Below are 21,498 nucleotides of genomic sequence, written 5' to 3'. Positions count from 1 at the left end.
CCTTATCGGTGTAACGAGCCGAGGGTATTGAAAAGGAAAGCCCATGCAAACCAGTTTGCTGAAACCCAAGATCATCGCCGTGGAATCGCTGGGCGAGAACCACGCGAGGGTGGTCATGGAACCGTTCGAACGCGGTTACGGCCACACCTTGGGCAATGCGCTTCGCCGCGTGCTGCTGTCGTCGATGGTTGGCTACGCGCCGACCGAAGTCACGATCGCTGGCGTGGTGCACGAGTATTCGACGCTTGACGGCGTGCAAGAGGACGTCGTCAACCTGCTGCTGAACCTGAAGGGTGTGGTGTTCAAGCTGCACAACCGTGACGAAGTGACGGTGACCCTGCGCAAGGAAGGCGAAGGCGTCGTCACGGCCGGCGATATCGAGCTGGCGCACGATTGCGAAGTCATCAACCCGAATCACGTGATCGCACACCTGTCGAAGGGCGGCAAGCTCGACGTTCAGATCAAGATCGAAAAGGGTCGCGGCTATGTGCCCGGCAACGTCCGTCGCTACGGCGAAGACACGGCCAAGATCATCGGCCGCATCGTCCTCGACGCATCGTTCTCGCCGGTTCGCCGCGTGAGCTACGCCGTTGAAAGCGCACGTGTCGAGCAGCGTACCGACCTCGACAAGCTCGTGATGAACATCGAGACGAGCGGCGTGATCACCCCGGAAGAGGCGATCCGTCAATCGGCCCGCATCCTGGTCGACCAGCTGTCCGTGTTCGCGGCACTGGAAGGCACGGAAACGGCTGCCGAGGCACCGTCGCGCGCACCGCAGATCGATCCGATCCTGCTGCGTCCGGTGGACGATCTCGAGCTGACGGTTCGTTCGGCGAACTGCCTGAAGGCCGAGAACATCTACTACATCGGCGACCTGATCCAGCGCACGGAAAACGAGCTGCTGAAGACGCCGAACCTCGGTCGCAAGTCGCTCAACGAGATCAAGGAAGTGCTCGCTTCGCGCGGTCTCACGCTGGGCATGAAGCTCGAAAACTGGCCGCCGGCCGGTCTCGACAAGTAAGCCCGGCTGTAGCAGTAGTTGGCAAAGATGCGGATTTTCCTTTAAAATCCGCATCTTGCTTTTTTCTCTACCGGCCCGTGCACCCCAGAGGTGCGATAGAAGAGCTGGATCAAAACTTTGAATCAAGGAAACTGAAATGCGCCATCGTCATGGTCTGCGGAAACTGAACCGCACGAGCAGCCACCGTCTGGCTATGCTCCGTAACATGTCCAACTCGCTGATCGAGCACGAAGTCATCAAGACGACGCTGCCGAAGGCGAAGGAACTCCGTAAAGTCGTCGAGCCGCTGATCACGCTCGGCAAGAAGCCGTCGCTGGCAAACCGTCGCCTGGCGTTCAACCGCCTGCGCGATCGTGACTCGGTGGCGAAGCTGTTCGACGTGCTCGGTCCGCGTTTCGCGAACCGTCCGGGCGGCTACCTGCGCGTGCTGAAGTTCGGCTTCCGCGTCGGTGACAACGCACCGATGGCACTGGTCGAGCTGCTCGATCGTCCGGAAGTCGACGAAACGGAAAACGTGCAAGAAGCCGAGTAAGCTTCCGGTACGCAGCAGGATCCGAAAGGGCCGAGCAATTGCTTGGCCCTTTTTGTTTTTGGCGGCGCCTCGGCTGCGATCGATTGTCGCAGGCCGGTGCCGGCAGCGTCGCGCGGGCTGCGCTACGATATGCAGTTATCGGCGCGGGCCCTCGATGGTGATTCGTGGCGGCGGAAGCCGGTAAAGGCCAGTCAGGAGGGCGCGTATGGTGGTGGTATTGATGCTGACGACGGTGCCGGATGCGGCGACGGCCGCGGCGCTCGCTGACGGCGCGCTCGACGCGCGGCTTGCCGCGTGCGTGTCGGAGCTCGGTGCGATCAAGTCGCGCTATCACTGGCAGGGCAAGGTCGAGACGGCCGACGAGATCCAGTTGCTGTTCAAGACGAGCCCCGTCCGCTCGCTCGAACTGGAGCGATTTATTCTCGCGCATCATCCGTACGAGACGCCGGAAATCGTCTCGTGGCAGGCGACGGCTACGGCCGCGTACGGCCAATGGGTGACCAGCGAAACTCAACGTCTATTTCATGTTTAACGGTATGGCGCTTTCCGTGCGCGTGCGCGCGCTGCGGTTTCTCGCAGTCCTGATGTCGTTCATGTTCGTGCTGGGCGGCCTGTCGGTCGCGCGCGCGGCCGACGATTTTCTCGATCCGTCGGTCGCATTCAAGTTCAGCGCGAGCGAATCGCCGGGGCAGGTGGACGTCCGTTTCAAGGTTGCCAGCGGCTATTACCTGTACCGCGAGCGGTTCGCGTTCGCGGTGAAGGGCGGCCAGGCGACGCTCGGCGATCCGCAATTCCCGGCCGGCCACGTGAAGTTCGACCAGACGTTCCAGAAGGAAGTCGAGACCTATCGCGACGAGGTCGTGATTCATGTTCCGGTCAAGCAGGCGGCGGGGCCGTTCGAGCTCGCGGTGACGTCGCAAGGATGCGCCGACGAAGGAATCTGCTATCCGCCTGCGGAGCACGTCGTGAAGGTCGACGGCGCAGCGCTGGGCGCGGCCGCGCCGGTCGATCGCACGGCGGCTTCGGGCAACTGGTTCGACAAGGTCACGAGCGCGGATTTCGCGCAGTCGCTGCTCGAGGGGCACGGTTTCTTCACCATCGTCGCACTGTATTTCGTCGCCGGCGTCGTGCTGAGTCTCCTGCCCTGCTCGTATCCGATGATTCCGATCGTGTCCGCGATCATCATCGGCCAGGGCACGCGCGCGACGCACACACGCGGTTTCGCGCTGTCGCTGACGTACGTGGTCGGCATGGCGCTCGTCTATACGGTGCTGGGCATCGCGGCGGCGCTGGTCGGCCAGAGCCTGGGCGCATGGCTGCAGAACCCGTGGGTGCTCGGTGCATTCGGCGTGCTGCTCACCGCATTCGCCGTATCGCTGATTTCCGGCAAGGACATCGCGCTGCCCGAGCGCTGGCAGAACGGCGCGGCGGAAGCCTCGAGCGCGCGCCGGGGCGGTCACTTCGTCGCGGTCGCCGCGATGGGGGCGTTGTCGGCGCTGGTCGTCGGCGCATGCATGACGGCGCCGCTGTTTGCGGTGCTCGCGTTCATCGCGCACACCGGCAATGCGCTGCTCGGCGGCGCTGCGCTGTTCGCCATGGGGTTGGGGCTCGGCGTGCCGCTGCTCGTCGTCGGCATCGGTGCCGGTACGGTACTGCCGCGCGCGGGCGCCTGGATGGACGGCGTGAAGGTGTTCTTCGGCATCGTGCTGCTTGCCGCCGCGCTGTGGATCGTGTGGCCGGTGCTCGCGGGCGCTCTGAAGATGGTGCTCGCCGCATTGTGGCTGCTCGTCGCGGCTGCGGCGCTCGGCCTGTTTACGCCGCATGCCGGCGCCGCATCGATCTGGCGCCGTCTCGGTCGCGGCCTCGGTGCTGCGCTTGCGATCTGGGCTGCAACGCTGCTCGTCGGTCTTGCGGCGGGCTCCAACGACCCCGTGAAGCCGCTGGCCGTGCTCGCGGCGCGCACGGTTGCGTCGGGCGATGCGTCGGCAGCCGGTGCGGCGACCGGAGGGCAGGGGCCCGCGTTCGCGTCGGTGCGCTCCAGTCGCGAGCTCGACGCGCTGCTGAAGACGTCGGGCCAGCCCGTGATGCTCGACTTCTACGCCGACTGGTGCGTGAGCTGCAAGGAGATGGAGCATCTGACGTTCACCGATTCGCGCGTGCAGGCGCGGCTCGCGCAGCTTCACCTGGTGCGTGCCGACGTCACCGCGAACAGTCCGGACGACCAGGCGCTGCTCAAGCGCTTCAACCTGTTCGGGCCGCCGGGCATCATCTTCTTCGATCGCAACGGCAACGAAATCGGCCGTGTGGTCGGTTATCAGGCGGCCGAGACGTTCCTGCGCAGCCTCGATCGCGCGGCGGTACCGACGGTGTAACGCGCGCTGGTCGGCGCACGGGCGGCCAGCTGCGCCGGCCGGACGATGCAAAAAAACGGCGGGACACCGAAGTGTCCCGCCGTTTTTCCTTGTGCCGGCCGGCGCGCGGCTCAGCGCTGCGCTTTCAGCAGACGCGCGGCATCGAGCGCGAAGTACGTGAGCACGCCGTCGGCGCCAGCGCGCTTGAATGCGAGCAGCGATTCGAGCACGACTTTGTCGTGATCGAGCCAGCCGTTCATCGCGGCGGCCTTCAGCATCGCGTATTCGCCGCTCACCTGGTACACGTAGGTCGGGAAGCGGAACTCGTCCTTCACGCGGCGCACGATGTCGAGATACGGCATGCCGGGCTTGACCATCACCATGTCAGCGCCTTCGTCGATGTCGAGGCGCACTTCGCGCAGCGCTTCGTCGCTGTTCGCCGGATCCATCTGGTAGGTCATCTTGTTGCCCTTGCCCAGATTGGACGCCGAGCCGACCGCATCGCGGAACGGGCCGTAGAACGCCGACGCGAATTTGGCCGAATAGGCCATGATGCGCGTATGGATGTGACCGTCGCTTTCCAGCATTTCACGGACCGCGCCGATGCGGCCGTCCATCATGTCCGACGGCGCGACGATGTCGACGCCGGCTTCGGCCTGCGCACGCGCCTGGTCGACCAGGATCTCGATCGTGTCGTCGTTGATCACGTAGCCGTTCTCGTCGAGCACACCGTCCTGGCCGTGGCTCGTGTACGGGTCGAGCGCGACGTCGGTCAGCACGCCGAGTTCGGGGAAGCGCTTCTTCAGCTCGCGCACCGCGCGCGGGATCAGGCCTTCCGGATTGGCCGCTTCGCGGCCGTCAGGCGTCTTCAGCGACGGCTCGATGGCCGGGAACAGCGACAGCACGGGCACGCCGAGTTCGACGCACTGCTCGGCGACATGCATCAGCAGATCGACCGACACGCGCTCGACGCCGGGCATCGACGGGACGCTCTGGCGTTCGTTGGTGCCGTCGACGACGAACACCGGATAGATCAGGTCGTCGGTGGTCAGGCGGTTTTCGCGCATCAGGCGCCGGGAGAAGTCGTCGCGGCGCATCCGGCGCGGACGGTGAAGCGGATGGAAGCTCATGGCGATTGGGCAGAAATCAGGGTAGTAAGAACCTTACGGGACCCTTAGGTCATTTTCGAGAGCGTTGGTATATGATAGCGATCGAGCGGCACGCGTCGCGTGCAGCTCCCCGCTTCTCCTCCCTGAGCGGGTGCCTGTCGTTATTCGATTAGGCTGTTTGACCCGCCGTTCAACGGCGGGTTTTTTTATGAGCCGGCCGAATCCGCAGGTGCCGTCAGGTGCGCACGGCCGGTCCCGGCCGCGCGTTGCCCGCTCATTGTGCTACAGGCTCGCTTTTTTCGTCGGCGACGGACGGCCGCACCCAGCTCTCGATCAGTTCATGGGCCTCGTCGAGCCCCGTGCGCTTCAGCGCCGAGAACAGCTGGACCGTCAGCTTGCCCTTCACGCCCTGGTCACGGTACGCGTCGAGTCCCTTCTGCGTGTTGCGCAGCGCGTTGATGCTTTCCTGCCGCGTCAATTTGTCGCACTTCGTCAGCAGCGTGTGGATCGGCTTGCCGGTCGGCGCGAACCACTCGATCATCCGGCGATCGAGGTCGGTCAACGGGCGGCGCGAATCCATCATCAGGATTAGGCCGCACAGCTGCGAACGCGTCGCGAGGTAGGACGACAGCAGCATTTCCCAGTGGGCCTTCGCGGCCCCCGGCACTTCCGCGTAGCCGTAGCCGGGCAGGTCGACGAGGTTCGCGACGGGCTCGGCGGCCGGGCCGACGGAGAAGTAGTTGATGTGCTGGGTGCGGCCGGGCGTCTTCGACGCGAAGGCGAGCCGCTTCTGGTTGCACAGCACGTTGATCGCCGTCGATTTGCCGGCATTCGAGCGGCCCGCGAACGCGATTTCCGGTTGTACCGTCGGCGGCAGGTCGCGCAGATGGTTGACGGTCGTGTAGAAGCGGGCTTGGTGGAGCAAAAAGGCCATGGGGAAACCGGTGGGACGGGGCGGCGCGAGCCGCTTGGTGGAGGCGGGGTAGCCCCGATAGGCGCGGGAGCTTTCAGCGCGATATTGTACAATACGGCGGTTTTGCCAAAGGGCTGCGGGCGCCTGCCTCGCGCTTTTATGCAGCTTCTGCGGTAGACTGGTCGACGTCGTTTTTTGCAGAACCTCAAATTCCCACAAGACGAAACAGGGTGTGCGAATGAATCGACTGTGCAAGTCTCTGATGGTGCTTCAGGTTGCAGCAGGGTTCGTAGGTTTCGTAGCGGAGGCAAATGCGGCGGATGCGGCAAAGCCGGATCTGGACCGCGGCAAGGCGATTGCCGGGCAAGTTTGCGCGTCGTGTCACGGCGCGGACGGCAACAGCGCGTCGGGCAGTTTCCCGAAGCTGGCCGGCCAGCATCCCGACTATCTGGTCAAGCAGTTGAACGACTTCAAGGCCCAGCCGGGCGCGAAGGGGCCGGCGCGGACCAATCCGGTGATGGTCGGGTTCGCGAGCGCGTTGAGCGCGGACGACATGCGCAACGTCGCTGCGTATTACGGATCGCAGACGACGAAGCTCGGCACCGCACGCGACGCAGCGACCGTGCCGATCGGCCAGAAGATCTATCGCGGCGGCATCGCGGAAAAGGGTGTACCCGCCTGCGCGAGCTGCCACGGGCCGACGGGCCAGGGGATTCCGGTCCAGTATCCGCGTCTGTCGGGGCAATGGGCCGATTACACGGTTGCCCAGTTGACCGCGTTCCAGCAGGGTGTCGGCGCGCGCAACAACAACGAGGCGATGCATCAGATCGCAGCGCGTCTGTCGGACAACGAGATCAAGGCCGTCGCGGATTACATCGCGGGCCTGCGTTGACCGGACGGTCGCGAATGGAATGACCGGGCGCCCGAAGGGCGGCCGGCGTCAGAACAAGAAAAAGGGTGGGGCGCCGCGTGATTGCGGTTGCCTCGCCCTTTTTTGTCGGCATTCGCCGGGTCGTCCCCAGCGTGCTGACCGCCCCCTCGGGGGCAGCGAACATAGTGAGCGTAGGGGCTGTTTCCCCTTAGTCGGAGTTTGAATGAGCGTTACCACGTCGGGGTTGCAGTCGAAGTCGGGTCAAAGTGCGTCCAGGCGCGCGATCGAGCTGCTGAGCTCGATGCGCTTCGCGATCGCGCTGCTGGTAGTGCTGTCGATCGCGAGCATCGTCGGCACGGTCCTGACGCAGGACGACCCGTATCCGAACTACGTGAACCAGTTCGGGCCGTTCTGGGCGGACATCTTCCGCTCGCTGGGCCTGTACAACGTGTACAGCGCCTGGTGGTTCATGCTGATCCTGATCTTCCTCGTCGTGTCGATCTCGCTGTGCGTGATCCGCAATGCGCCGAAGATGCTTGCCGATGCGAAGAGCTGGAAGGACAAGGTCCGCGAAGGCAGCCTGCGCGCGTTCCACCACAAGGCCGAATACTCGGCGTCCGGCACGCGCGCGACCGTCGCGGCCACGCTCGCCACGTTCGTCACCAAGGCCGGCTACAAGCACGTCGTGCGTGAAACCGACGGCGCGACGCTGATTTCCGCGAAGCGCGGCGCGCTGACGAAGTGGGGCTACATCTCCGCGCACCTTGCGATCGTCGTGATCTGTATCGGCGGCCTGCTGGACAGCAACCTGCCGATCAAATTCCAGATGTGGATGTTCGGCAAGAGCACGGTCAACACGAGCGCGACGATCAGCGAAATCTCGCCCGACCACCGGCTGTCCGTGTCGAACCCGACGTTCCGCGGCTACGCGTGGGTGCCGGAAGGCCAGTTCGTGTCGACCGCGATCCTGAACCAGCCGAGCGGCTCGCTGATCCAGGACCTGCCGTTCTCGATCCAGCTCAACAAGTTCATCGTCGACTACTACACGACCGGGATGCCGAAGCTGTTCGCGAGCGACATCGTCGTGATCGATCGCGAGACGGGCCAGAAGATCCCCGCGCGCGTCGAGGTCAACAAGCCGTTCACGTACAAGGGCGTGTCGATCTACCAGTCGAGCTTCCAGGACGGCGGCTCGCAGATGGAGATGACGGCCTACCCGATGACGGGCGGCAACGCGAAGACCTTCGCGGTGAAGGGCACGATCGGCAGCACGGCGCCGCTGCAGATGCCGGGCAGCGACGGCGACACGATCGAGTTCTCCGACTTCCGCGCGATCAACGTCGAGAACATGGCCGACGCGAACGGCAAGCCGGACGTGCGCGGCGTCGCGAAGACGGCGTCGCTGAAGGAAGCGTTCGACGAGCGGCTCGGTTCGGGCGCGAAGACGTCGAAGCCGGTGCAGCTCCACAACATCGGCCCGTCGGTGCAGTACAAGATTCGCGGCAAGGACGGCCAGGCGCGCGAATTCAACAACTACATGCTGCCGGTCGACATGGGCGGCACGCGCGTGTTCCTCGCCGGCGTGCGCGCGAGCCCGAACGATCCGTTCCGCTACATGCGGATTCCGGCCGACAGCCAGGATTCGATCGGTGAATGGATGCGCCTGCGCGCCGCGCTCGAGGATCCGGCCGTGCGTGCCGACGCCGCCGCGCGCTTCGCGCAGCGTTCGCTGCCGACGACCGAAGCGTCGCTGCGTGGCCGCCTGCAGGACAGCGCGTTCAAGGTGCTGACCCTTTTTGCGGCGAGCGACGACAGCATCGGCCGCGGCGCCGACGGCCAGCCGGTCGGCGGCTTCCAGGCGGTGGCGACCTTCATCGATCGTTCGGTGCCGAAGGCCGAGCAGGAGAAGGCGGCGAGCCTGCTGCTGCGCATGCTCGAGGGTTCGATGTGGGAGGTCTGGCAGATCGCGCGCGAGCGCGCCGGCGAGCCGGCTGCCCAACAGGGCGCCGACACGATCCGCTTCGTGCAGAACGCGATCAATGCGCTATCGGACAGCTTCTTGTATGGATCGCCGGTCTATTTGCAGCTTGACTCCTTCAAGCAGGTGCAAGCTTCGGTATTTCAGTTGACGCGCGCACCCGGCAAGAATCTGGTGTATCTTGGCAGCCTGCTGCTGGTCGCCGGCATCTTCTCGATGTTCTACGTGCGCGAGCGGCGCCTCTGGTTCTGGCTCAAGGATGCCGGTTCGGGCGTCGATGTGGTGATGGCGATGTCCACGGCCCGCAAGACCTTCGATTTCGAGAAAGAATTCGTGCAGACGCGCGACGCGGCCGGCGCCGCCTTGCGCGCCGCACCGCGCGACGCCGCGCCCGCCGGTGCGGCAGCGACTGCCCGTCCGCCTGCCGGCGGCGATTCCGAGAATTCCACCCGGTAACATCATGGATCTCACGCAAGTTTCCTCTTCCCGTTCGGGGCCGGTCCAGGCCCCGAATCCGGCGCCGTTGTTCGACGACCGTCCGTTCCTCGCACGCCTGTCGGTCATCGACTGGCTGTTCGCACTGGCACTCGTGGTCGGCGCGGGCTATGCGTTCGTGCATTACAACGAACACATGAATTACTACGACAAGGCGGTGATGATCGGCACCGTGCCGGCGCTCGTCGTGCTCGGCTGGCGCTGGAAGCCCGCGCGGCTGATGATGGCGTCGATCGCCGTGCTGTCGCTGCTGTCGATCCAGATCTACCAGGGCGATCTCGCGCGCGCCGATGCGGCGTTCTTCCTCAAATACTTCCTGTCGAGCCAGTCCGCGATCCTGTGGATGAGCGCGCTGTTCGTGCTCGCGACGATCTTCTACTGGATCGGTCTGCTCGCGCGCTCGGAGTCGGGCGCCGCGATCGGCCAGAAGCTCACGTGGGTCGCCGTGCTGATGGGCTTCACCGGCCTGATGGTGCGCTGGTACGAGTCCTACCTGATCGGCGCCGACGTCGGGCATATCCCGGTGTCGAACCTGTACGAAGTGTTCGTGCTGTTCAGCCTGATCACCGCGCTGCTCTACCTGTATTACGAAGGCCACTACGGCACGCGCGCGCTCGGCGCGTTCGTGCTGCTGGTCATCAGCGCGGCCGTCGGCTTCCTGATGTGGTACTCGGTCGCGCGCGACGCGCAGCAGATCCAGCCGCTCGTGCCGGCGCTGCAGAGCTGGTGGATGAAGATCCACGTGCCGGCGAACTTCATCGGCTACGGCAGCTTCGCGCTGTCGGCGATGGTGTCGGTCGCGTACCTGATGAAGGAGCGCGGCGTGCTCGCCGATCGCCTGCCGACGCTCGAGGTGCTTGACGACGTGATGTACAAGTCGATCGCGGTCGGCTTCGCGTTCTTCACGATCGCGACGATTCTCGGCGCGCTGTGGGCCGCCGAAGCATGGGGCGGCTACTGGAGCTGGGACCCGAAGGAAACCTGGGCGCTGATCGTGTGGCTCAACTACGCGGCCTGGCTGCACATGCGCCTGATGAAGGGCCTGCGCGGCGCCGTTGCCGCCTGGTGGGCGCTCACCGGCCTGCTCGTGACGACGTTCGCGTTCCTCGGCGTCAACATGTTCCTGTCCGGGCTGCACAGCTACGGCAAGCTGTAAGATTTCCGACGCGGGTCCGACAAAAGACCGCCGGCGCACTGCGTGCCCGGCGGTTTTCTTTTGTAACGGGCGGGCGGTCCGGGCGTCGAACGGCGCAGGATGGGTCGGGTCGAACGCTCATGAAGCGTGCGCGCCGCGCATGCAGGAGGAGCAGCACGATGTGGATCAAACACCCTTTGCGTACCGTACTGACCGGCGGTGACATCGCGCAGAGCCAGATTACGCCGCGCGCGGTGTTCGAGAACCGGCGGCGCGTCTTGCAGGCCGCCGGCCTGGCGGCGGCGGGCGGATTGTTCGGCGGCAGCGGCGCGGCGTTCGCCGCCTATGCGTCGCCCGACGCGCGGGCCGCGAAGCTCGCGGCGAAAACCAACCCGAAGTTCGTCGCGGCCGACCAGGTGACGCCGTTCAAGGACATCACGTCCTACAACAACTTCTACGAGTTCGGCACCGACAAGGGCGACCCGGCGCAAAACGCCGGCACGTTGCGGCCGCGCCCGTGGCGCGTGAGCGTCGAAGGCGAGGTGCTGCACCCGAAGGTGTTCGATCTCGACGAACTGCTGAAGCTCGCGCCGCTCGAAGAGCGCGTGTACCGGCTGCGTTGCGTCGAAGGCTGGTCGATGGTGGTCCCGTGGATCGGCGTGCCGCTGTCCGAGCTGATCAAGCGCGTGCAGCCGACCGGCAACGCGAAGTACGTGCAGTTCGTCACGCTGGCCGATCCGTCGCAGATGCCGGGGCTGTCGACGCCGGTGCTCGACTGGCCGTACTCGGAAGGGCTGCGGATGGACGAGGCGATGAATCCGCTGACGCTGCTGACGATGGGCGTGTACGGCCAGGTGTTGCCGAACCAGAACGGCGCGCCGGTGCGGATCGTCGTGCCGTGGAAGTACGGCTTCAAGAGTGCGAAGTCGCTCGTGAAGATCCGCTTCGTCGACAAGCAGCCGAAAACGAGCTGGAACACGTACGCGTCGAACGAATACGGCTTCTATTCGAACGTGAACCCGAGCGTCGATCACCCGCGCTGGAGCCAGGCGACCGAGCGCCGGATCGGTGAGGACGGCTTCTTCACGCCGAAGCGCAAGACGCTGATGTTCAACGGCTACGGCGATCTCGTCGCGTCGATGTATCAGGGCATGGACCTGAAGAAGAACTTCTGAGTGCGCCGGTGAGAAACGACATGCCTCCTTCGACGCTGACGCCCGCGCGCGCGTCCGGCACGCGCACGGCTGCCGCCGGCAGTTCCCGGGGCGGCGCAGCGCGTGCTGCCGCGCCGCGCTGGCTTGCCCCCGCCAAGGTACTGGTTTTCGCGGCCGGACTCTATCCGCTCGCCCGTCTCGTGCTGTTCGGGCTGACCGACCGGCTCGGCGCGAACCCGATCGAATTCATCACGCGCTCGACGGGCCTCTGGACGCTGGTGATGCTCTGCCTCACGCTCGGCGTCACACCCCTTCGGCGCGTGACGGGCGTTTCAGCGTTGCTGCGCTTTCGCCGGATGATCGGCCTGTTCGCGTTCTTTTACGCGACGCTGCATTTCACGACGTATCTGTGGTTCGACAAGTGGTTCGACGTGCTCGCGATCCTGAAGGACGTCGGCAAGCGTCCGTTCATCACGGTCGGCTTCGCCGCGTTCGTGCTGCTGATTCCGCTGGCCGCGACCTCGCCGCGCGCGATGGTGCGCCGGCTCGGCCGTCACTGGGCGACGCTGCATCGCGCGATCTATGCGATCGCGCTGTTCGGCGTGCTGCATTTCTGGTGGATGAGGGCCGGCAAGCACAATCTCGCGCAGCCGAAGCTCTACGCGGTGATCGTTGCGGTGCTGCTCGGCTGGCGCCTGCTCGAATGGGGCTGGCGGCGCATCCGCGCGTGACGAGGCGGGCTCGGAAAAACAAAAGGCGATGACGGTCAGTCATCGCCTTGGTCGCGAAGGAAGCCGCGCGAGCGGCGGCGCGCGCTTACTGCGTGGCGGCCGGGCCGGATGCCGGCGTCGCGGCCTTCGATGCATCGCTCGACAGCTCCGGTGACAGCGTGAGCGGCGTGCCGGAAGAATCGGGAATGCTGTCGGACGACGCGTTTTCATCGGTCGGCGTGACGTCGGACGGCGCCGTGTCCTGCTGCTGGATGGGCTTCGCCGGCAACGGAGGCACGGTGGGCAGATAGAGCGGACCGCGTTGACCGCAGCCGGCAAGAATCGCCAAAGCCGCTACAATCGCGCTCATCCGGAAAACGACTCGCATGATCGTCCCTGAACAATTTAACCGATAGAGTTTAGCATGTCCGATACTGAATACCTGGCCCGTGCCGAGGCCGTGCTGGCGGCCGTCGAGCGTACCGTGGATGCCGCGAACGACGGCGATCACGACATCGATCTGGAGCGCAACGGCAGCGTGCTGACGCTGACGTTCGAGAACGGCTCGAAGATCATCGTCAACCTCCAGCCGCCGATGAAGGAGCTGTGGATCGCCGCGAAGGCGGGCGGGTTCCATTACCGTTTCGTGGACGGCGAATGGCGCGATACGCGCACCGGCACCGAGTTCTTCGCGGCGCTCACCGAGTACGCGACGCAGCAGGCCGGCCTGCCGATCACGTTCGGCGCGTAACGCGCCCGGCGCTTGCCTGGCCGGGCGGCCGATACGCCGGATCGAAGCACAAGGAAAAAGCGCCCCGCGGGGCGCTTTTTTCATGCCCGGGCCGTTCGTATCAGTGGCCGCGGAACAGGTTCATGATGTCCTGCTTCTCCTGTTCGTCGACATGCGGCACCGCTTCGTCGGTGCTCTGCACCGCCGGCGCCTGCGGCACGCCGACCGTCGACACGAAGCCGTGCCCCGGCGTGAAGTCGGTGAAGTACAACTCGCTGCCGAGCGCCTGGACGTCGTCCGGCATCGTGGGCTTGAACTCCGGCACGCCCTTCAGCGCCGCGCCCATGTAGTCGATCCAGACCGGCAGCGACAGGCCGCCTCCGGTTTCGCGATCGCCGAGGCTGCGCGGGTTGTCGTAACCGATCCACGCGATCGCCGCGAGCGTGTGCTGGTAGCCGGCGAACCACGCGTCGTGCGAGTCGTTCGTCGTGCCGGTCTTGCCTGCGAGGTCGGTGCGCTTCAGCACGTTGGTGCGCGCGCCCGTGCCGCGCTGCGCGACGCTCTGCAGCAGGCTGTTCATCACGTATGCGTTGCGCGCGTCGATCGCGCGCGGCGCATTCTGCTCGGCGATGAGCGGCTGCGCGCGGGCGACGACAGCGCCGTTCGGATCGGTCACTTCGGCGATCAGGTACGGATTCACGCGGAAGCCGCCGTTCGCGAACACCGAGTACGCGCCGGCCATCTGCAGCGGCGTGACCTGGCCCGCGCCGAGCGCCATCGGCAGGTAGGCCGGATGACGGTCGGCGTCGAAGCCGAAGCGCGTGATGTACTGCTGCGCGTACTTCGTGCCGATGTGGTTCAGGATCCGGATCGACACGAGGTTGCGCGAGCGCTGCAGCGCGGTGCGCATCGACATCGGGCCTTCGAAACCGCCGCCGTAGTTCTTCGGTTCCCACGGCTGGCCGCCGGTTTCCGCGGCGCTGAAATACAGCGGGCCGTCGTTGATCACCGTGGCCGGCCCGAGGCCCTTGTCGAGCGACGCCGAGTAGATGAACGGCTTGAACGACGAACCCGGTTGCCGCCACGCCTGCGTGACGTGGTTGAACTTGTTCTTGTTGTAGTCGAAGCCGCCGACCAGCGAGCGGATCGCGCCGTCCTGCGGAACGATCGAGATGAACGCGCCTTCGACCTGCGGCAACTGCGTGATCGACCACTTCCCGGCGTCGTTCTTCACGACCCGGACGATCGCGCCCGGGCGGATGCGGCGGTTCGGCTGCGCGCCGGCCGACAGCGCGCCCGACGCGAAGCGCAGGTTGTCGCCTTCGATCGTCGCGCTGCTGCCGTCGATGAAGGCGATGGTGATCTGGCGCGGGGTGGCCGCGGTGACGACCGCCGCGATCAGCTCGCCGTTGTCGGGGTGTTCGAGCAGCGCATCGTCGATCGCCTGCTCGCGATCGTCGGCGCCGGCCGGCAATTCGATGAAGCCTTCCGGCCCGCGATAGCCGTGGCGGCGCTCGTAATCCATGATGCCCTTGCGCAGCGAGGTGTAGGCAACCTGCTGGTCGGCGGAATCGATCGTCGTGACGACGTTGAAGCCGCGCGTATAGGTTTCCTCGCGGTACTGCGCGTACATCATTTGTCGGACCATTTCCGCGACGTACTCGGCGTGCACGCTGAACTCGCGGCCGGCACCCTTGACGGCGAGCGGCTGCGCGACGGCTTGGTCGTACTGCTCGCGCGTGATGAAGTTCAGCTCGAGCATCCGCTGCAGGATGTATTCCTGGCGCACCTTCGCGCGCTTCGGATTGACGACCGGGTTGTACGCGGACGGCGCTTTCGGCAGCCCCGCGAGCATCGCCGCTTCGGCGAGCGTGATGTCCTTCAGGTCCTTGCCGAAATAGACCCGTGCGGCGCTCGCGAAGCCGTACGCACGCTGGCCGAGATAGATCTGATTCATGTAGACCTCGAGAATCTGATCCTTCGTCAGCGCGCGCTCGATCCGGTAGGCCAGCAGCATTTCGTAGATCTTGCGCGTGTAGGTCTTTTCGCTCGACAGGAAGAAGTTGCGCGCGACCTGCATCGTGATCGTGCTCGCGCCCTGCGACGCATGGCCATTCGTCAGTGCGACGAAGCCGGCGCGGGCGATGCCGGTGAGGTCGACGCCGCCGTGATCGTAGAAGCGTGCGTCCTCGATCGCGAGGATCGCCTTCTTGAGCGAGTCGGGCACGTCCTTGAAATGGACGATGTCGCGGCGTTCCTCGCCGAATTCGCCGATCAGCACGTGATCGGACGTATAGATGCGCAGCGGTACCTTCGGACGATAGTCGGTCAGCGCGTCGAGCGACGGCATGTTCGGCCACGCGACGACGAGCGCGTAGCCGAGCACGAGGCCGCCGGCCACGACGAGGGCCACGCACATCGCGGCGAGGCCGATCAGGACTTTCAGCCACCAGGACCGCTTCTTCGGCTCGGGCGCGGGAGGCGGGGACGTAGGAGACGTGGATTGCATAGGCATACCGGAAAACAGTCCCGCGATTATAGCTGCCCGGTAAGACCGGTCCTGACGCGGGGGGCGGCGGCCGGAAACCGGCTGATCGCGGTGCCGCCGGCATAGTGTCCGCGAGGTCGCCCCGTGCCACAACTGGCCGTCCGGCCGACTGTCGGGCACACGCGCCGCTTTGCAGAATCAGGCCTCGGAAACGCGGCGTGGGCCGCAACGATCGCGGGAGGCTGGGATGACAGGACGATGGGCGGCGCGGTTCGCGCCGGGCAGGCACCGTTCGACGGGCATCGACGTCGGGGCGGACGAGGTGAGGGTGGCCGTGCTGAGCCGGCGCGGGCGGGCCGTGGAGGTGCGGGTCGAAGGACTCGAGCGGGAGCCGGTCGGATTGCAGGACGGGCCGGAGGAGGCGCGCTGGGCCGCGGTCGCACGCGCGTTGGCGGCGGCCGTGTCGCGATTGTCGGCGGCGGGCGTGCGCTGCGACACGCGCGGCGTGATGGCGCTGCGCGACGACGAAATGCGGACCGCGACGCTCGATCTGGCCGGGCGCGACGACGTCGCGGACGCCGCCCGGCAGGCCGCTGAACGGATCTCGGGGCTGCCGCCGCACAGCCTCGCGTTCGACTGGCGGCAGGACGACGGCGCGTGCCCGGGCGAGATCGAGGTCGCCGTGGCGCCGCAGGCATTGCTCGAACGGCGGATCGACGTCGCCGCGCAGGCCGGCGTCGACCTGACGGCCGTCGACGGCGAGTCGGCCGCCGCGCTGCGCGCGTTGCGCTATGCCGCGCAGTTCGAACCCGATGCCCACGGCCCGTACGCCGCATTCTGGTTCTGCGACACGGGCGTGCGCGGCTGGCGGGTCGACGGTTCGATCGCCGTACCGGTGCTCGCGGTGTCCGGCGACGTGCAGGCGGCGTTCCCCGACGCATTGCGCCAGTGCGTGTTCGAGCCGGTGCGCTGCGTGCTCGTGGCCGGCGACGCGCGCAGCATCGCCCGCTGCGGTACGTCGGCCGCCGATATCGGCGATGCGCTCGGCGTGGCCGCGGTGCCGTTCGACTGCACCGGATGGGACGGGCTGCCGGGCGTGCCCGCCGGAACGCAGGGCGGTCCGGCGTTTGCCCTCGCGATCGGGCTGGCGCTGCGCGGGGTGTGGGAATGATGGCCGATGTGGGGTTCGGGCGAACTGCCGCCGGCCACGCCGTGCTCGGCGGCTTCAATCTGCTGCCGTACCGTGAGCGGCTGGCGCAGGCGTTGCGGCGGCGCCGTGCCGCGCAGTGCGGGGCGGCGATCGTGCTCGGCGTGCTCGGGGCCTGCGTTTGGACGGGGGCGGCGACGGCGTGGCGATGGCGCGTGGATGCGGAGCGTTCGCGTGTGGAGGCGCGGCTGCGGCAATTGCAGCCACGGATCGATGCCGAACGGCGCGCCGCCGGCGTGGCCGCCGACCTCGCGCGACGCGATGCACGGGCGGCCGCGCTTGCCGCGCCTTGCCGGCGTGTCGCCGGGCTGCTCGCGACGCTGGCGCAGGTGCGCGACGACACCGTCCGGCTCGACGCATTGCGCACGACTGCGTCCGGCGCCGTGCTCGACGCGCGCACGACGAGTTACCGGGCGGCCGCGCGGTGGCTCGCACGGATTGCGGTCGAGCAGCGTGACTGGCGATTCGATGTCGGTGCGCTGACACCTGCTTCGGCCACGCCGGTCACGGGTTCGGCCGTGCCGTTCCGGTTTTCCGTGCAGGTGCGTTGGGACGACGCGCCGCCGTGGCAGAAGGCCGCGGGAGGCGACGCATGACGGCGATCACGCATCGGTCCATGCCAGCCGGTACCGGGCGGCGCGGCCGCATGGCGCGGATGTCGCCGGCCGCGGCGCATGCCGTCGGCTGCGTGGCGGCATTCGCGTGCGTGACGATGGGCTGCATTCATCTGATGGATGCCGTCGACGCGAGCGGACTCGCACGCAGTCGCGCGTTGCTGGCAACGGCACAAGTGCGTGCCGCCGACGCACAGCGGCTGCTCGCGACCGCGCCACGGCGCGACCCGGGCCCGGCCGCCGGGCACGCCTCCAGCGTGCCGCGTGCATCGGGGTGGCCCGCACTGATGCTCGAGCTGGCGGACCTGGCCGGCGCGAGCGGACTGCGGATCGTGTCGATCGAGCCGCGGCGCACTGACGAAGCGGCCCCGGATGGCCGGCGCACGGTGCGGATCGTCGCGGACGGCGGCTTTCCGGCGCTGCTGCGGCTGATCGGCGGGCTGGCGAGTTTTCCCGCGCTGGTGGTGCCGTCGAGGCTGCATATCGAGCGCAAACCGCCCGCGTTGCGGGTGGACATGACGATCGACGTGTTTCCGGCGCTGTCGGGGGCTCGTGTTCCCGATGGCACGGTGCGGCTGCTTGCCGGCGTGCCGAGCGACGATCCATTCGGCGGCGATGGCTTGCCCGCGCAGGCCGACGATGCGACGCCGCGCCTGGCCGGCACGATTCGCGACGTACGCGCCGGGCTCGCGCTGTTCGACGCGGGCGATGGCGCATTCGCGACCGTTGCGCCGGGCGAAGCGTTCGGGATGTCACGCGTGGTGAGCGTCGATGCCGGTGCGGTGACGCTTGCGACAGCCGACGGCGCGCGCCGGTTCGGCATGGATGACGGAGGTCGCCCATGACGAAGTACGGATGGCGGGCGATCGCATTCTGGGTCGGATCGGGCGTGGCCGCGGCACACGCGGCGCTGCCGCCGTTGCCCCTGTTGCCGCCTTTGCCGCCGGCCGGCTGGCCGATCGCATCGATGCAGGCGCATGCCCAGGACACACCGCTGCCGCAGGGTGCGCCCGACGGTGCGGACGGCGCGGACGGTGCAGCGCCCGCGCATGACGACGGCCCACCGCCGTTCGATCAGGCCGTGCGTGCGGCGCTTCAAGCGGACACCACCGCACCGGTGCCCCGGCTGGAAGGGCCGCCGATTCCATTGCCGCCGCCGACGCGCATGAGCGACGCCGCGGCGCGGCACCCCGGCGATGCGGATGACGCGCGGCGGATCTCGCTGAATCTGCAAGGCGCCGGGCTCGCTGCCGCGTTCGACGCGTTCGCGCGATTCACCGGGCTGAACATCATCGTCGGCGAGCAGGTGCGCGGCACCGTGACGTTACGTCTGAACAATGTCCGCTGGCGCGATGCGTTCGACACGTTGCTCGACACGCACGGGCTGGCGATGTCCCGGCGCGGCAACGTGATCTGGGTCACGCCGGCGGCCGAACTCGCCGCGCGCGAGCGCGAGCGCTTCGAAACGCATGCACGCGCGGCCGAGCTGGAGCCGCTCGCGAGCCGGACCTTCGCGCTGCATTACCCGCGCGCGCAGGACGTGCAGCGACTGCTGGCCGGAGCGACCGGCCAGCGCCTGCTGTCGAAACGCGGCGCCGCGGCGGCCGATCCGCGCACGAACCTGTTGTTCGTCACCGATCTGGCGCCGCGCATCGCGCAGATCGCGGGCTTGATCGACGCGATCGACCGGCCATCGCGGCAGGTCCGGATCGAGGCGCGGATCGTAGAAGGCGAGCAGGGCTTCTCGCGCAACCTCGGCGCACGCGTCGCGCTGCGCGCACAGGGACGGGCGCCCGCGGCCGACGGCGCGGCATTCGCGACGGACACGCGCAACGCGCTCGACCTGGCCGCACGACCGCTCGGCGGCTTCGAGGCGGCGACGGCCGGCTTCACGTTGTTCGCCGCGCCGCTCAGCCGCGTGCTCGACGTTGAATTGAGCGCGCTCGAGGCGCAGGGGCGGGGCCAGATCGTCTCCAGCCCGCGCGTGGTGACGGCCGACCGCGTGAAGGCGATCGTCGAACAGGGCTCGGAGCTGCCGTACCAGGCGAAGGTCGGCAACGGCGTGAGCGGCGTGCAGTTCCGCCGCGCGACGCTGAAGCTCGAGGTCGAGCCGCAGATCACGCCCGACGGGCGCGTCGTGCTGGACCTGGACGTGACGAAGGACAGCATCGGCGAGCCGACGGCAGCCGGCCCGGCGATTCATACGAAGCACGTCCAGACACGCGTCGAGGTCGAGGACGGCGGAACGGTCGCGATCGGCGGGATTTACGAGCAGTTGAACCGGGACGATGTGACGCGGGTGCCGCTCTTGGGCAAAATACCGGTACTGGGCGCGCTTTTCCGGCACCGCGCACGGCGCGACCAGCGCAGCGAATTGGTCGTCTTCATCACGCCGACGGTCGTCGGCGCGCGTTGCGAAACGGCCGGCGCGGGCGACGCGGATGCGGGAAAAACGGGGCCTGAAGTCGGCGGCGCAGGCTCGACAAGGCAGCCGCTTTGCCAGTAAGCTGCGCCACACACCAGCAAGATTCAAGCAGAGGAAGCCGTTGCAAGCGCGGGACCCACACGCAAACGTATTTTTCGTCGGCCTTATGGGAGCGGGTAAGACCACCGTGGGCCGTGCGGTCGCGCGCCGGCTCGACAGGACGTTCTTCGACTCCGACCACGAAATCGAGGCCCGTACGGGTGCGCGCATTCCGGTGATCTTCGAGATGGAGGGCGAGGCCGGGTTTCGCGACCGCGAATCGCAGGTGATCGCCGATCTCACGCAGCGCGAGAACATCGTGCTCGCGACGGGCGGCGGCGCGGTGCTGCGGCCCGAGAATCGCGATTGCCTGAAAAGCAGCGGCATCGTCATCTATCTGCGCGCCAATCCGCACGATCTGTGGCTGCGCACCCGCAAGGACAAGAACCGCCCGCTGTTGCAGACCGACGATCCGAAGGCGCGTCTCGAAGCGCTCTACGAAGTGCGCGACCCGCTGTACCGCGAATGCGCGGACTTCATCATCGAGACCGGCCGCCCGTCGGTCAACGGCCTCGTCAACATGGTGCTGATGCAACTCGAACTGGCAGGCGTCATCGCCAAGCCGCTACAAGCATGATTACCGTCAACGTCGATCTGGGCGAGCGCGCCTACCCGATTCACATTGGTGCCGGCCTGATCGGCCGCACCGAGCTGTTCGCCCCTCACATCACCGGTTCGTCGGTCACGATCGTCACGAACACGACGGTCGATCCGCTCTACGGCGACGTGCTGCGCGCGGCGCTCGCGCCGCTCGGCAAGCGCGTGTCGACGGTCGTGCTGCCGGACGGCGAGGCCTACAAGAACTGGGAAACGCTGAACCTGATCTTCGACGGCCTGCTGACCGAGCGCGCCGACCGCAAGACGACGCTCGTCGCACTCGGCGGCGGCGTGATCGGCGACATGACCGGCTTCGCCGCCGCGTGCTACATGCGCGGCGTGCCGTTCATCCAGGTGCCGACGACGCTGCTGTCGCAAGTCGATTCGTCGGTCGGCGGCAAGACGGGCATCAACCACCCGCTCGGCAAGAACATGATCGGCGCGTTCTACCAGCCGCAGGCCGTGATCGCCGATATCGGCGCGCTGACCACGTTGCCCGATCGCGAGCTGGCGGCCGGCGTGGCCGAGGTCATCAAGACGGGCGCGATCGCCGATGCGGCATTCTTCGACTGGATCGAGGCGAACGTCGAGGCGCTGAACCGCCGCGAGCCGGCCGCGCTCGCGCATGCGGTGAAGCGCTCGTGCGAGATCAAGGCGAGCGTGGTCGCAGCCGACGAACGCGAAGGCGGGCTGCGTGCGATCCTGAATTTCGGCCATACGTTCGGCCATGCGATCGAGGCCGGGCTCGGTTATGGCGAGTGGCTGCACGGCGAAGCGGTCGGCTGCGGGATGGTGATGGCGGGCGACCTGTCGGTGCGGCTCGGCCTGCTCGACGAAGCGTCGCGGCAGCGGCTCGACGCGGTGATCGCCGCCGCACATCTGCCGGTGCGCGGGCCGGCACTCGGCGATGCGCGCTACATGGACCTGATGCGCGTCGACAAGAAGGCTGAAGCCGGTGCGATCAAGTTCATCCTGCTGAAGCGATTCGGCGATACGCTGATCACCCAGGCGCCCGACGAAGCCGTGTTCGCTACGCTGGCGCAGACGACCCGATAACGGCGCCCCGGAT

General features: G+C 67.0%; 20 protein-coding genes. 16 read left to right on the top strand and 4 right to left on the bottom strand.

Annotation, left to right across the window (positions count from 1 at the left end; translation table 11 throughout):
- Positions 1-43: 43 nt before the first annotated feature.
- From U4Z31_RS15015 to dsbD, 4 genes are all read left to right on the top strand, one after another.
- The gene (locus U4Z31_RS15015) at positions 44-1,021 is read left to right on the top strand and encodes a DNA-directed RNA polymerase subunit alpha (RefSeq protein WP_006477176.1); all 978 of its coding nucleotides are present in this window, start codon (positions 44-46) and stop codon (positions 1,019-1,021) included.
- A gap of 136 nt (positions 1,022-1,157) precedes the next feature.
- On the top strand, positions 1,158-1,553 hold the full coding sequence (gene rplQ, locus U4Z31_RS15010; protein ID WP_006477175.1) for a 50S ribosomal protein L17: 396 nt from the start codon (positions 1,158-1,160) through the stop codon (positions 1,551-1,553).
- Between the two features lie 205 nt (positions 1,554-1,758).
- A complete protein-coding gene (gene cutA, locus U4Z31_RS15005; RefSeq protein ID WP_044848926.1) occupies positions 1,759-2,085 on the top strand; it encodes a divalent-cation tolerance protein CutA in 327 nt (108 codons plus the stop codon).
- Positions 2,078-3,925 carry a protein-disulfide reductase DsbD gene (gene dsbD / locus U4Z31_RS15000; protein WP_321810715.1) on the top strand — a complete coding sequence of 616 codons (1,848 nt, stop codon included), beginning with the start codon at positions 2,078-2,080 and terminating at the stop codon, positions 3,923-3,925. Before cutA ends, dsbD begins: the two co-directional genes overlap by 8 nt.
- A 110-nt stretch (positions 3,926-4,035) precedes the next feature.
- Here the strand turns inward: dsbD and hemB are convergent, their stop codons facing one another.
- Both hemB and yihA read right to left on the bottom strand, forming a co-directional pair.
- Positions 4,036-5,034 (bottom strand): porphobilinogen synthase, encoded by a 999-nt coding sequence (gene hemB, locus U4Z31_RS14995; RefSeq protein WP_121860787.1) that lies wholly within the window; start codon positions 5,032-5,034, stop codon positions 4,036-4,038.
- A 253-nt stretch (positions 5,035-5,287) separates the two neighbouring features.
- Positions 5,288-5,947 (bottom strand): ribosome biogenesis GTP-binding protein YihA/YsxC, encoded by a 660-nt coding sequence (gene yihA / locus U4Z31_RS14990; protein WP_044848923.1) that lies wholly within the window; start codon positions 5,945-5,947, stop codon positions 5,288-5,290.
- Between the two features lie 217 nt (positions 5,948-6,164).
- Here yihA and U4Z31_RS14985 point away from each other — a divergent pair, with 217 nt between their 5' ends.
- The 5 genes from U4Z31_RS14985 to msrQ all read left to right on the top strand — a co-directional run bounded on the left by U4Z31_RS14985 (position 6,165) and on the right by msrQ (position 12,290).
- Positions 6,165-6,818, top strand: coding sequence for a c-type cytochrome (locus tag U4Z31_RS14985; protein ID WP_044848922.1), 654 nt, complete (start codon positions 6,165-6,167; stop codon positions 6,816-6,818).
- A gap of 202 nt (positions 6,819-7,020) precedes the next feature.
- A complete protein-coding gene (locus tag U4Z31_RS14980) occupies positions 7,021-9,231 on the top strand; it encodes a cytochrome c biogenesis protein ResB (RefSeq protein WP_321810714.1) in 2,211 nt (736 codons plus the stop codon).
- A 4-nt stretch (positions 9,232-9,235) separates the two neighbouring features.
- Entirely contained in the window at positions 9,236-10,426 is a 1,191-nt protein-coding gene (ccsB, locus tag U4Z31_RS14975) for a c-type cytochrome biogenesis protein CcsB (protein WP_321810713.1), read from the top strand.
- Positions 10,427-10,584: 158 nt separating this feature from the next.
- Complete coding sequence (gene msrP / locus U4Z31_RS14970) at positions 10,585-11,580, top strand: protein-methionine-sulfoxide reductase catalytic subunit MsrP (protein WP_321810712.1); 996 nt, start codon at positions 10,585-10,587, stop codon at positions 11,578-11,580.
- A 20-nt stretch (positions 11,581-11,600) separates the two neighbouring features.
- Entirely contained in the window at positions 11,601-12,290 is a 690-nt protein-coding gene (msrQ, locus tag U4Z31_RS14965; RefSeq protein WP_321810711.1) for a protein-methionine-sulfoxide reductase heme-binding subunit MsrQ, read from the top strand.
- Between the two features lie 85 nt (positions 12,291-12,375).
- Here msrQ and lptM read toward each other — a convergent pair whose 3' ends face one another.
- Positions 12,376-12,657: an LPS translocon maturation chaperone LptM gene (lptM, locus tag U4Z31_RS14960; protein WP_124571926.1), complete on the bottom strand. Its 282-nt coding sequence runs from the start codon at positions 12,655-12,657 to the stop codon at positions 12,376-12,378.
- Positions 12,658-12,693: 36 nt separating this feature from the next.
- Here lptM and cyaY point away from each other — a divergent pair, with 36 nt between their 5' ends.
- On the top strand, positions 12,694-13,020 hold the full coding sequence (cyaY, locus tag U4Z31_RS14955) for an iron donor protein CyaY (RefSeq protein ID WP_124487840.1): 327 nt from the start codon (positions 12,694-12,696) through the stop codon (positions 13,018-13,020).
- Between the two features lie 100 nt (positions 13,021-13,120).
- Here cyaY and U4Z31_RS14950 read toward each other — a convergent pair whose 3' ends face one another.
- Positions 13,121-15,508, bottom strand: coding sequence for a penicillin-binding protein 1A (locus U4Z31_RS14950; RefSeq protein WP_082088581.1), 2,388 nt, complete (start codon positions 15,506-15,508; stop codon positions 13,121-13,123).
- A 226-nt stretch (positions 15,509-15,734) separates the two neighbouring features.
- On the opposite strand from U4Z31_RS14950, the gene U4Z31_RS14945 reads away from it, so the two are divergent.
- From U4Z31_RS14945 to aroB, 6 genes are read left to right on the top strand one after another with little or no spacing between them, the layout of a single operon-like run.
- A complete protein-coding gene (locus U4Z31_RS14945) occupies positions 15,735-16,658 on the top strand; it encodes a competence protein ComA (RefSeq protein WP_321810710.1) in 924 nt (307 codons plus the stop codon).
- Positions 16,655-17,290, top strand: coding sequence for a fimbrial protein (locus tag U4Z31_RS14940; protein ID WP_321810709.1), 636 nt, complete (start codon positions 16,655-16,657; stop codon positions 17,288-17,290). Before U4Z31_RS14945 ends, U4Z31_RS14940 begins: the two co-directional genes overlap by 4 nt.
- Positions 17,287-18,153 (top strand): pilus assembly protein, encoded by an 867-nt coding sequence (locus tag U4Z31_RS14935; RefSeq protein WP_321810708.1) that lies wholly within the window; start codon positions 17,287-17,289, stop codon positions 18,151-18,153. Before U4Z31_RS14940 ends, U4Z31_RS14935 begins: the two co-directional genes overlap by 4 nt.
- Positions 18,150-19,814: a type IV pilus secretin PilQ gene (locus U4Z31_RS14930; protein WP_321810707.1), complete on the top strand. Its 1,665-nt coding sequence runs from the start codon at positions 18,150-18,152 to the stop codon at positions 19,812-19,814. Before U4Z31_RS14935 ends, U4Z31_RS14930 begins: the two co-directional genes overlap by 4 nt.
- Before the next feature lie 40 nt (positions 19,815-19,854).
- Positions 19,855-20,409 (top strand): shikimate kinase, encoded by a 555-nt coding sequence (locus U4Z31_RS14925; RefSeq protein WP_082088580.1) that lies wholly within the window; start codon positions 19,855-19,857, stop codon positions 20,407-20,409.
- Positions 20,406-21,485, top strand: coding sequence for a 3-dehydroquinate synthase (gene aroB, locus U4Z31_RS14920; protein WP_044845981.1), 1,080 nt, complete (start codon positions 20,406-20,408; stop codon positions 21,483-21,485). Before U4Z31_RS14925 ends, aroB begins: the two co-directional genes overlap by 4 nt.
- The last annotated feature ends 13 nt before the right edge of the window (positions 21,486-21,498 follow it).

The sequence above is a fragment of the Burkholderia sp. BCC1985 genome (assembly GCF_905339915.1).
Classification (GTDB): Bacteria; Pseudomonadota; Gammaproteobacteria; order Burkholderiales; family Burkholderiaceae; genus Burkholderia.
Note: the sequence above shows the minus strand (reverse complement) of the source record. Positions and strands in the feature narration are given on the sequence as shown.

What these genes read in the sequence shown, in the direction of transcription:
- U4Z31_RS15015 (WP_006477176.1), top strand. Translation starts at nt 44, where the DNA reads ATGCAAACCAGTTTGCTGAAACCCAAGATCATCGCCGTGGAATCGCTG.
- rplQ (WP_006477175.1), top strand. Translation starts at nt 1,158, where the DNA reads ATGCGCCATCGTCATGGTCTGCGGAAACTGAACCGCACGAGCAGCCAC.
- cutA (WP_044848926.1), top strand. Translation starts at nt 1,759, where the DNA reads ATGGTGGTGGTATTGATGCTGACGACGGTGCCGGATGCGGCGACGGCC.
- dsbD (WP_321810715.1), top strand. Translation starts at nt 2,078, where the DNA reads ATGTTTAACGGTATGGCGCTTTCCGTGCGCGTGCGCGCGCTGCGGTTT.
- hemB (WP_121860787.1), bottom strand. Translation starts at nt 5,034, where the DNA reads ATGAGCTTCCATCCGCTTCACCGTCCGCGCCGGATGCGCCGCGACGAC.
- yihA (WP_044848923.1), bottom strand. Translation starts at nt 5,947, where the DNA reads ATGGCCTTTTTGCTCCACCAAGCCCGCTTCTACACGACCGTCAACCAT.
- U4Z31_RS14985 (WP_044848922.1), top strand. Translation starts at nt 6,165, where the DNA reads ATGAATCGACTGTGCAAGTCTCTGATGGTGCTTCAGGTTGCAGCAGGG.
- U4Z31_RS14980 (WP_321810714.1), top strand. Translation starts at nt 7,021, where the DNA reads ATGAGCGTTACCACGTCGGGGTTGCAGTCGAAGTCGGGTCAAAGTGCG.
- ccsB (WP_321810713.1), top strand. Translation starts at nt 9,236, where the DNA reads ATGGATCTCACGCAAGTTTCCTCTTCCCGTTCGGGGCCGGTCCAGGCC.
- msrP (WP_321810712.1), top strand. Translation starts at nt 10,585, where the DNA reads ATGTGGATCAAACACCCTTTGCGTACCGTACTGACCGGCGGTGACATC.
- msrQ (WP_321810711.1), top strand. Translation starts at nt 11,601, where the DNA reads ATGCCTCCTTCGACGCTGACGCCCGCGCGCGCGTCCGGCACGCGCACG.
- lptM (WP_124571926.1), bottom strand. Translation starts at nt 12,657, where the DNA reads ATGCGAGTCGTTTTCCGGATGAGCGCGATTGTAGCGGCTTTGGCGATT.
- cyaY (WP_124487840.1), top strand. Translation starts at nt 12,694, where the DNA reads ATGTCCGATACTGAATACCTGGCCCGTGCCGAGGCCGTGCTGGCGGCC.
- U4Z31_RS14950 (WP_082088581.1), bottom strand. Translation starts at nt 15,508, where the DNA reads ATGCAATCCACGTCTCCTACGTCCCCGCCTCCCGCGCCCGAGCCGAAG.
- U4Z31_RS14945 (WP_321810710.1), top strand. Translation starts at nt 15,735, where the DNA reads ATGACAGGACGATGGGCGGCGCGGTTCGCGCCGGGCAGGCACCGTTCG.
- U4Z31_RS14940 (WP_321810709.1), top strand. Translation starts at nt 16,655, where the DNA reads ATGATGGCCGATGTGGGGTTCGGGCGAACTGCCGCCGGCCACGCCGTG.
- U4Z31_RS14935 (WP_321810708.1), top strand. Translation starts at nt 17,287, where the DNA reads ATGACGGCGATCACGCATCGGTCCATGCCAGCCGGTACCGGGCGGCGC.
- U4Z31_RS14930 (WP_321810707.1), top strand. Translation starts at nt 18,150, where the DNA reads ATGACGAAGTACGGATGGCGGGCGATCGCATTCTGGGTCGGATCGGGC.
- aroB (WP_044845981.1), top strand. Translation starts at nt 20,406, where the DNA reads ATGATTACCGTCAACGTCGATCTGGGCGAGCGCGCCTACCCGATTCAC.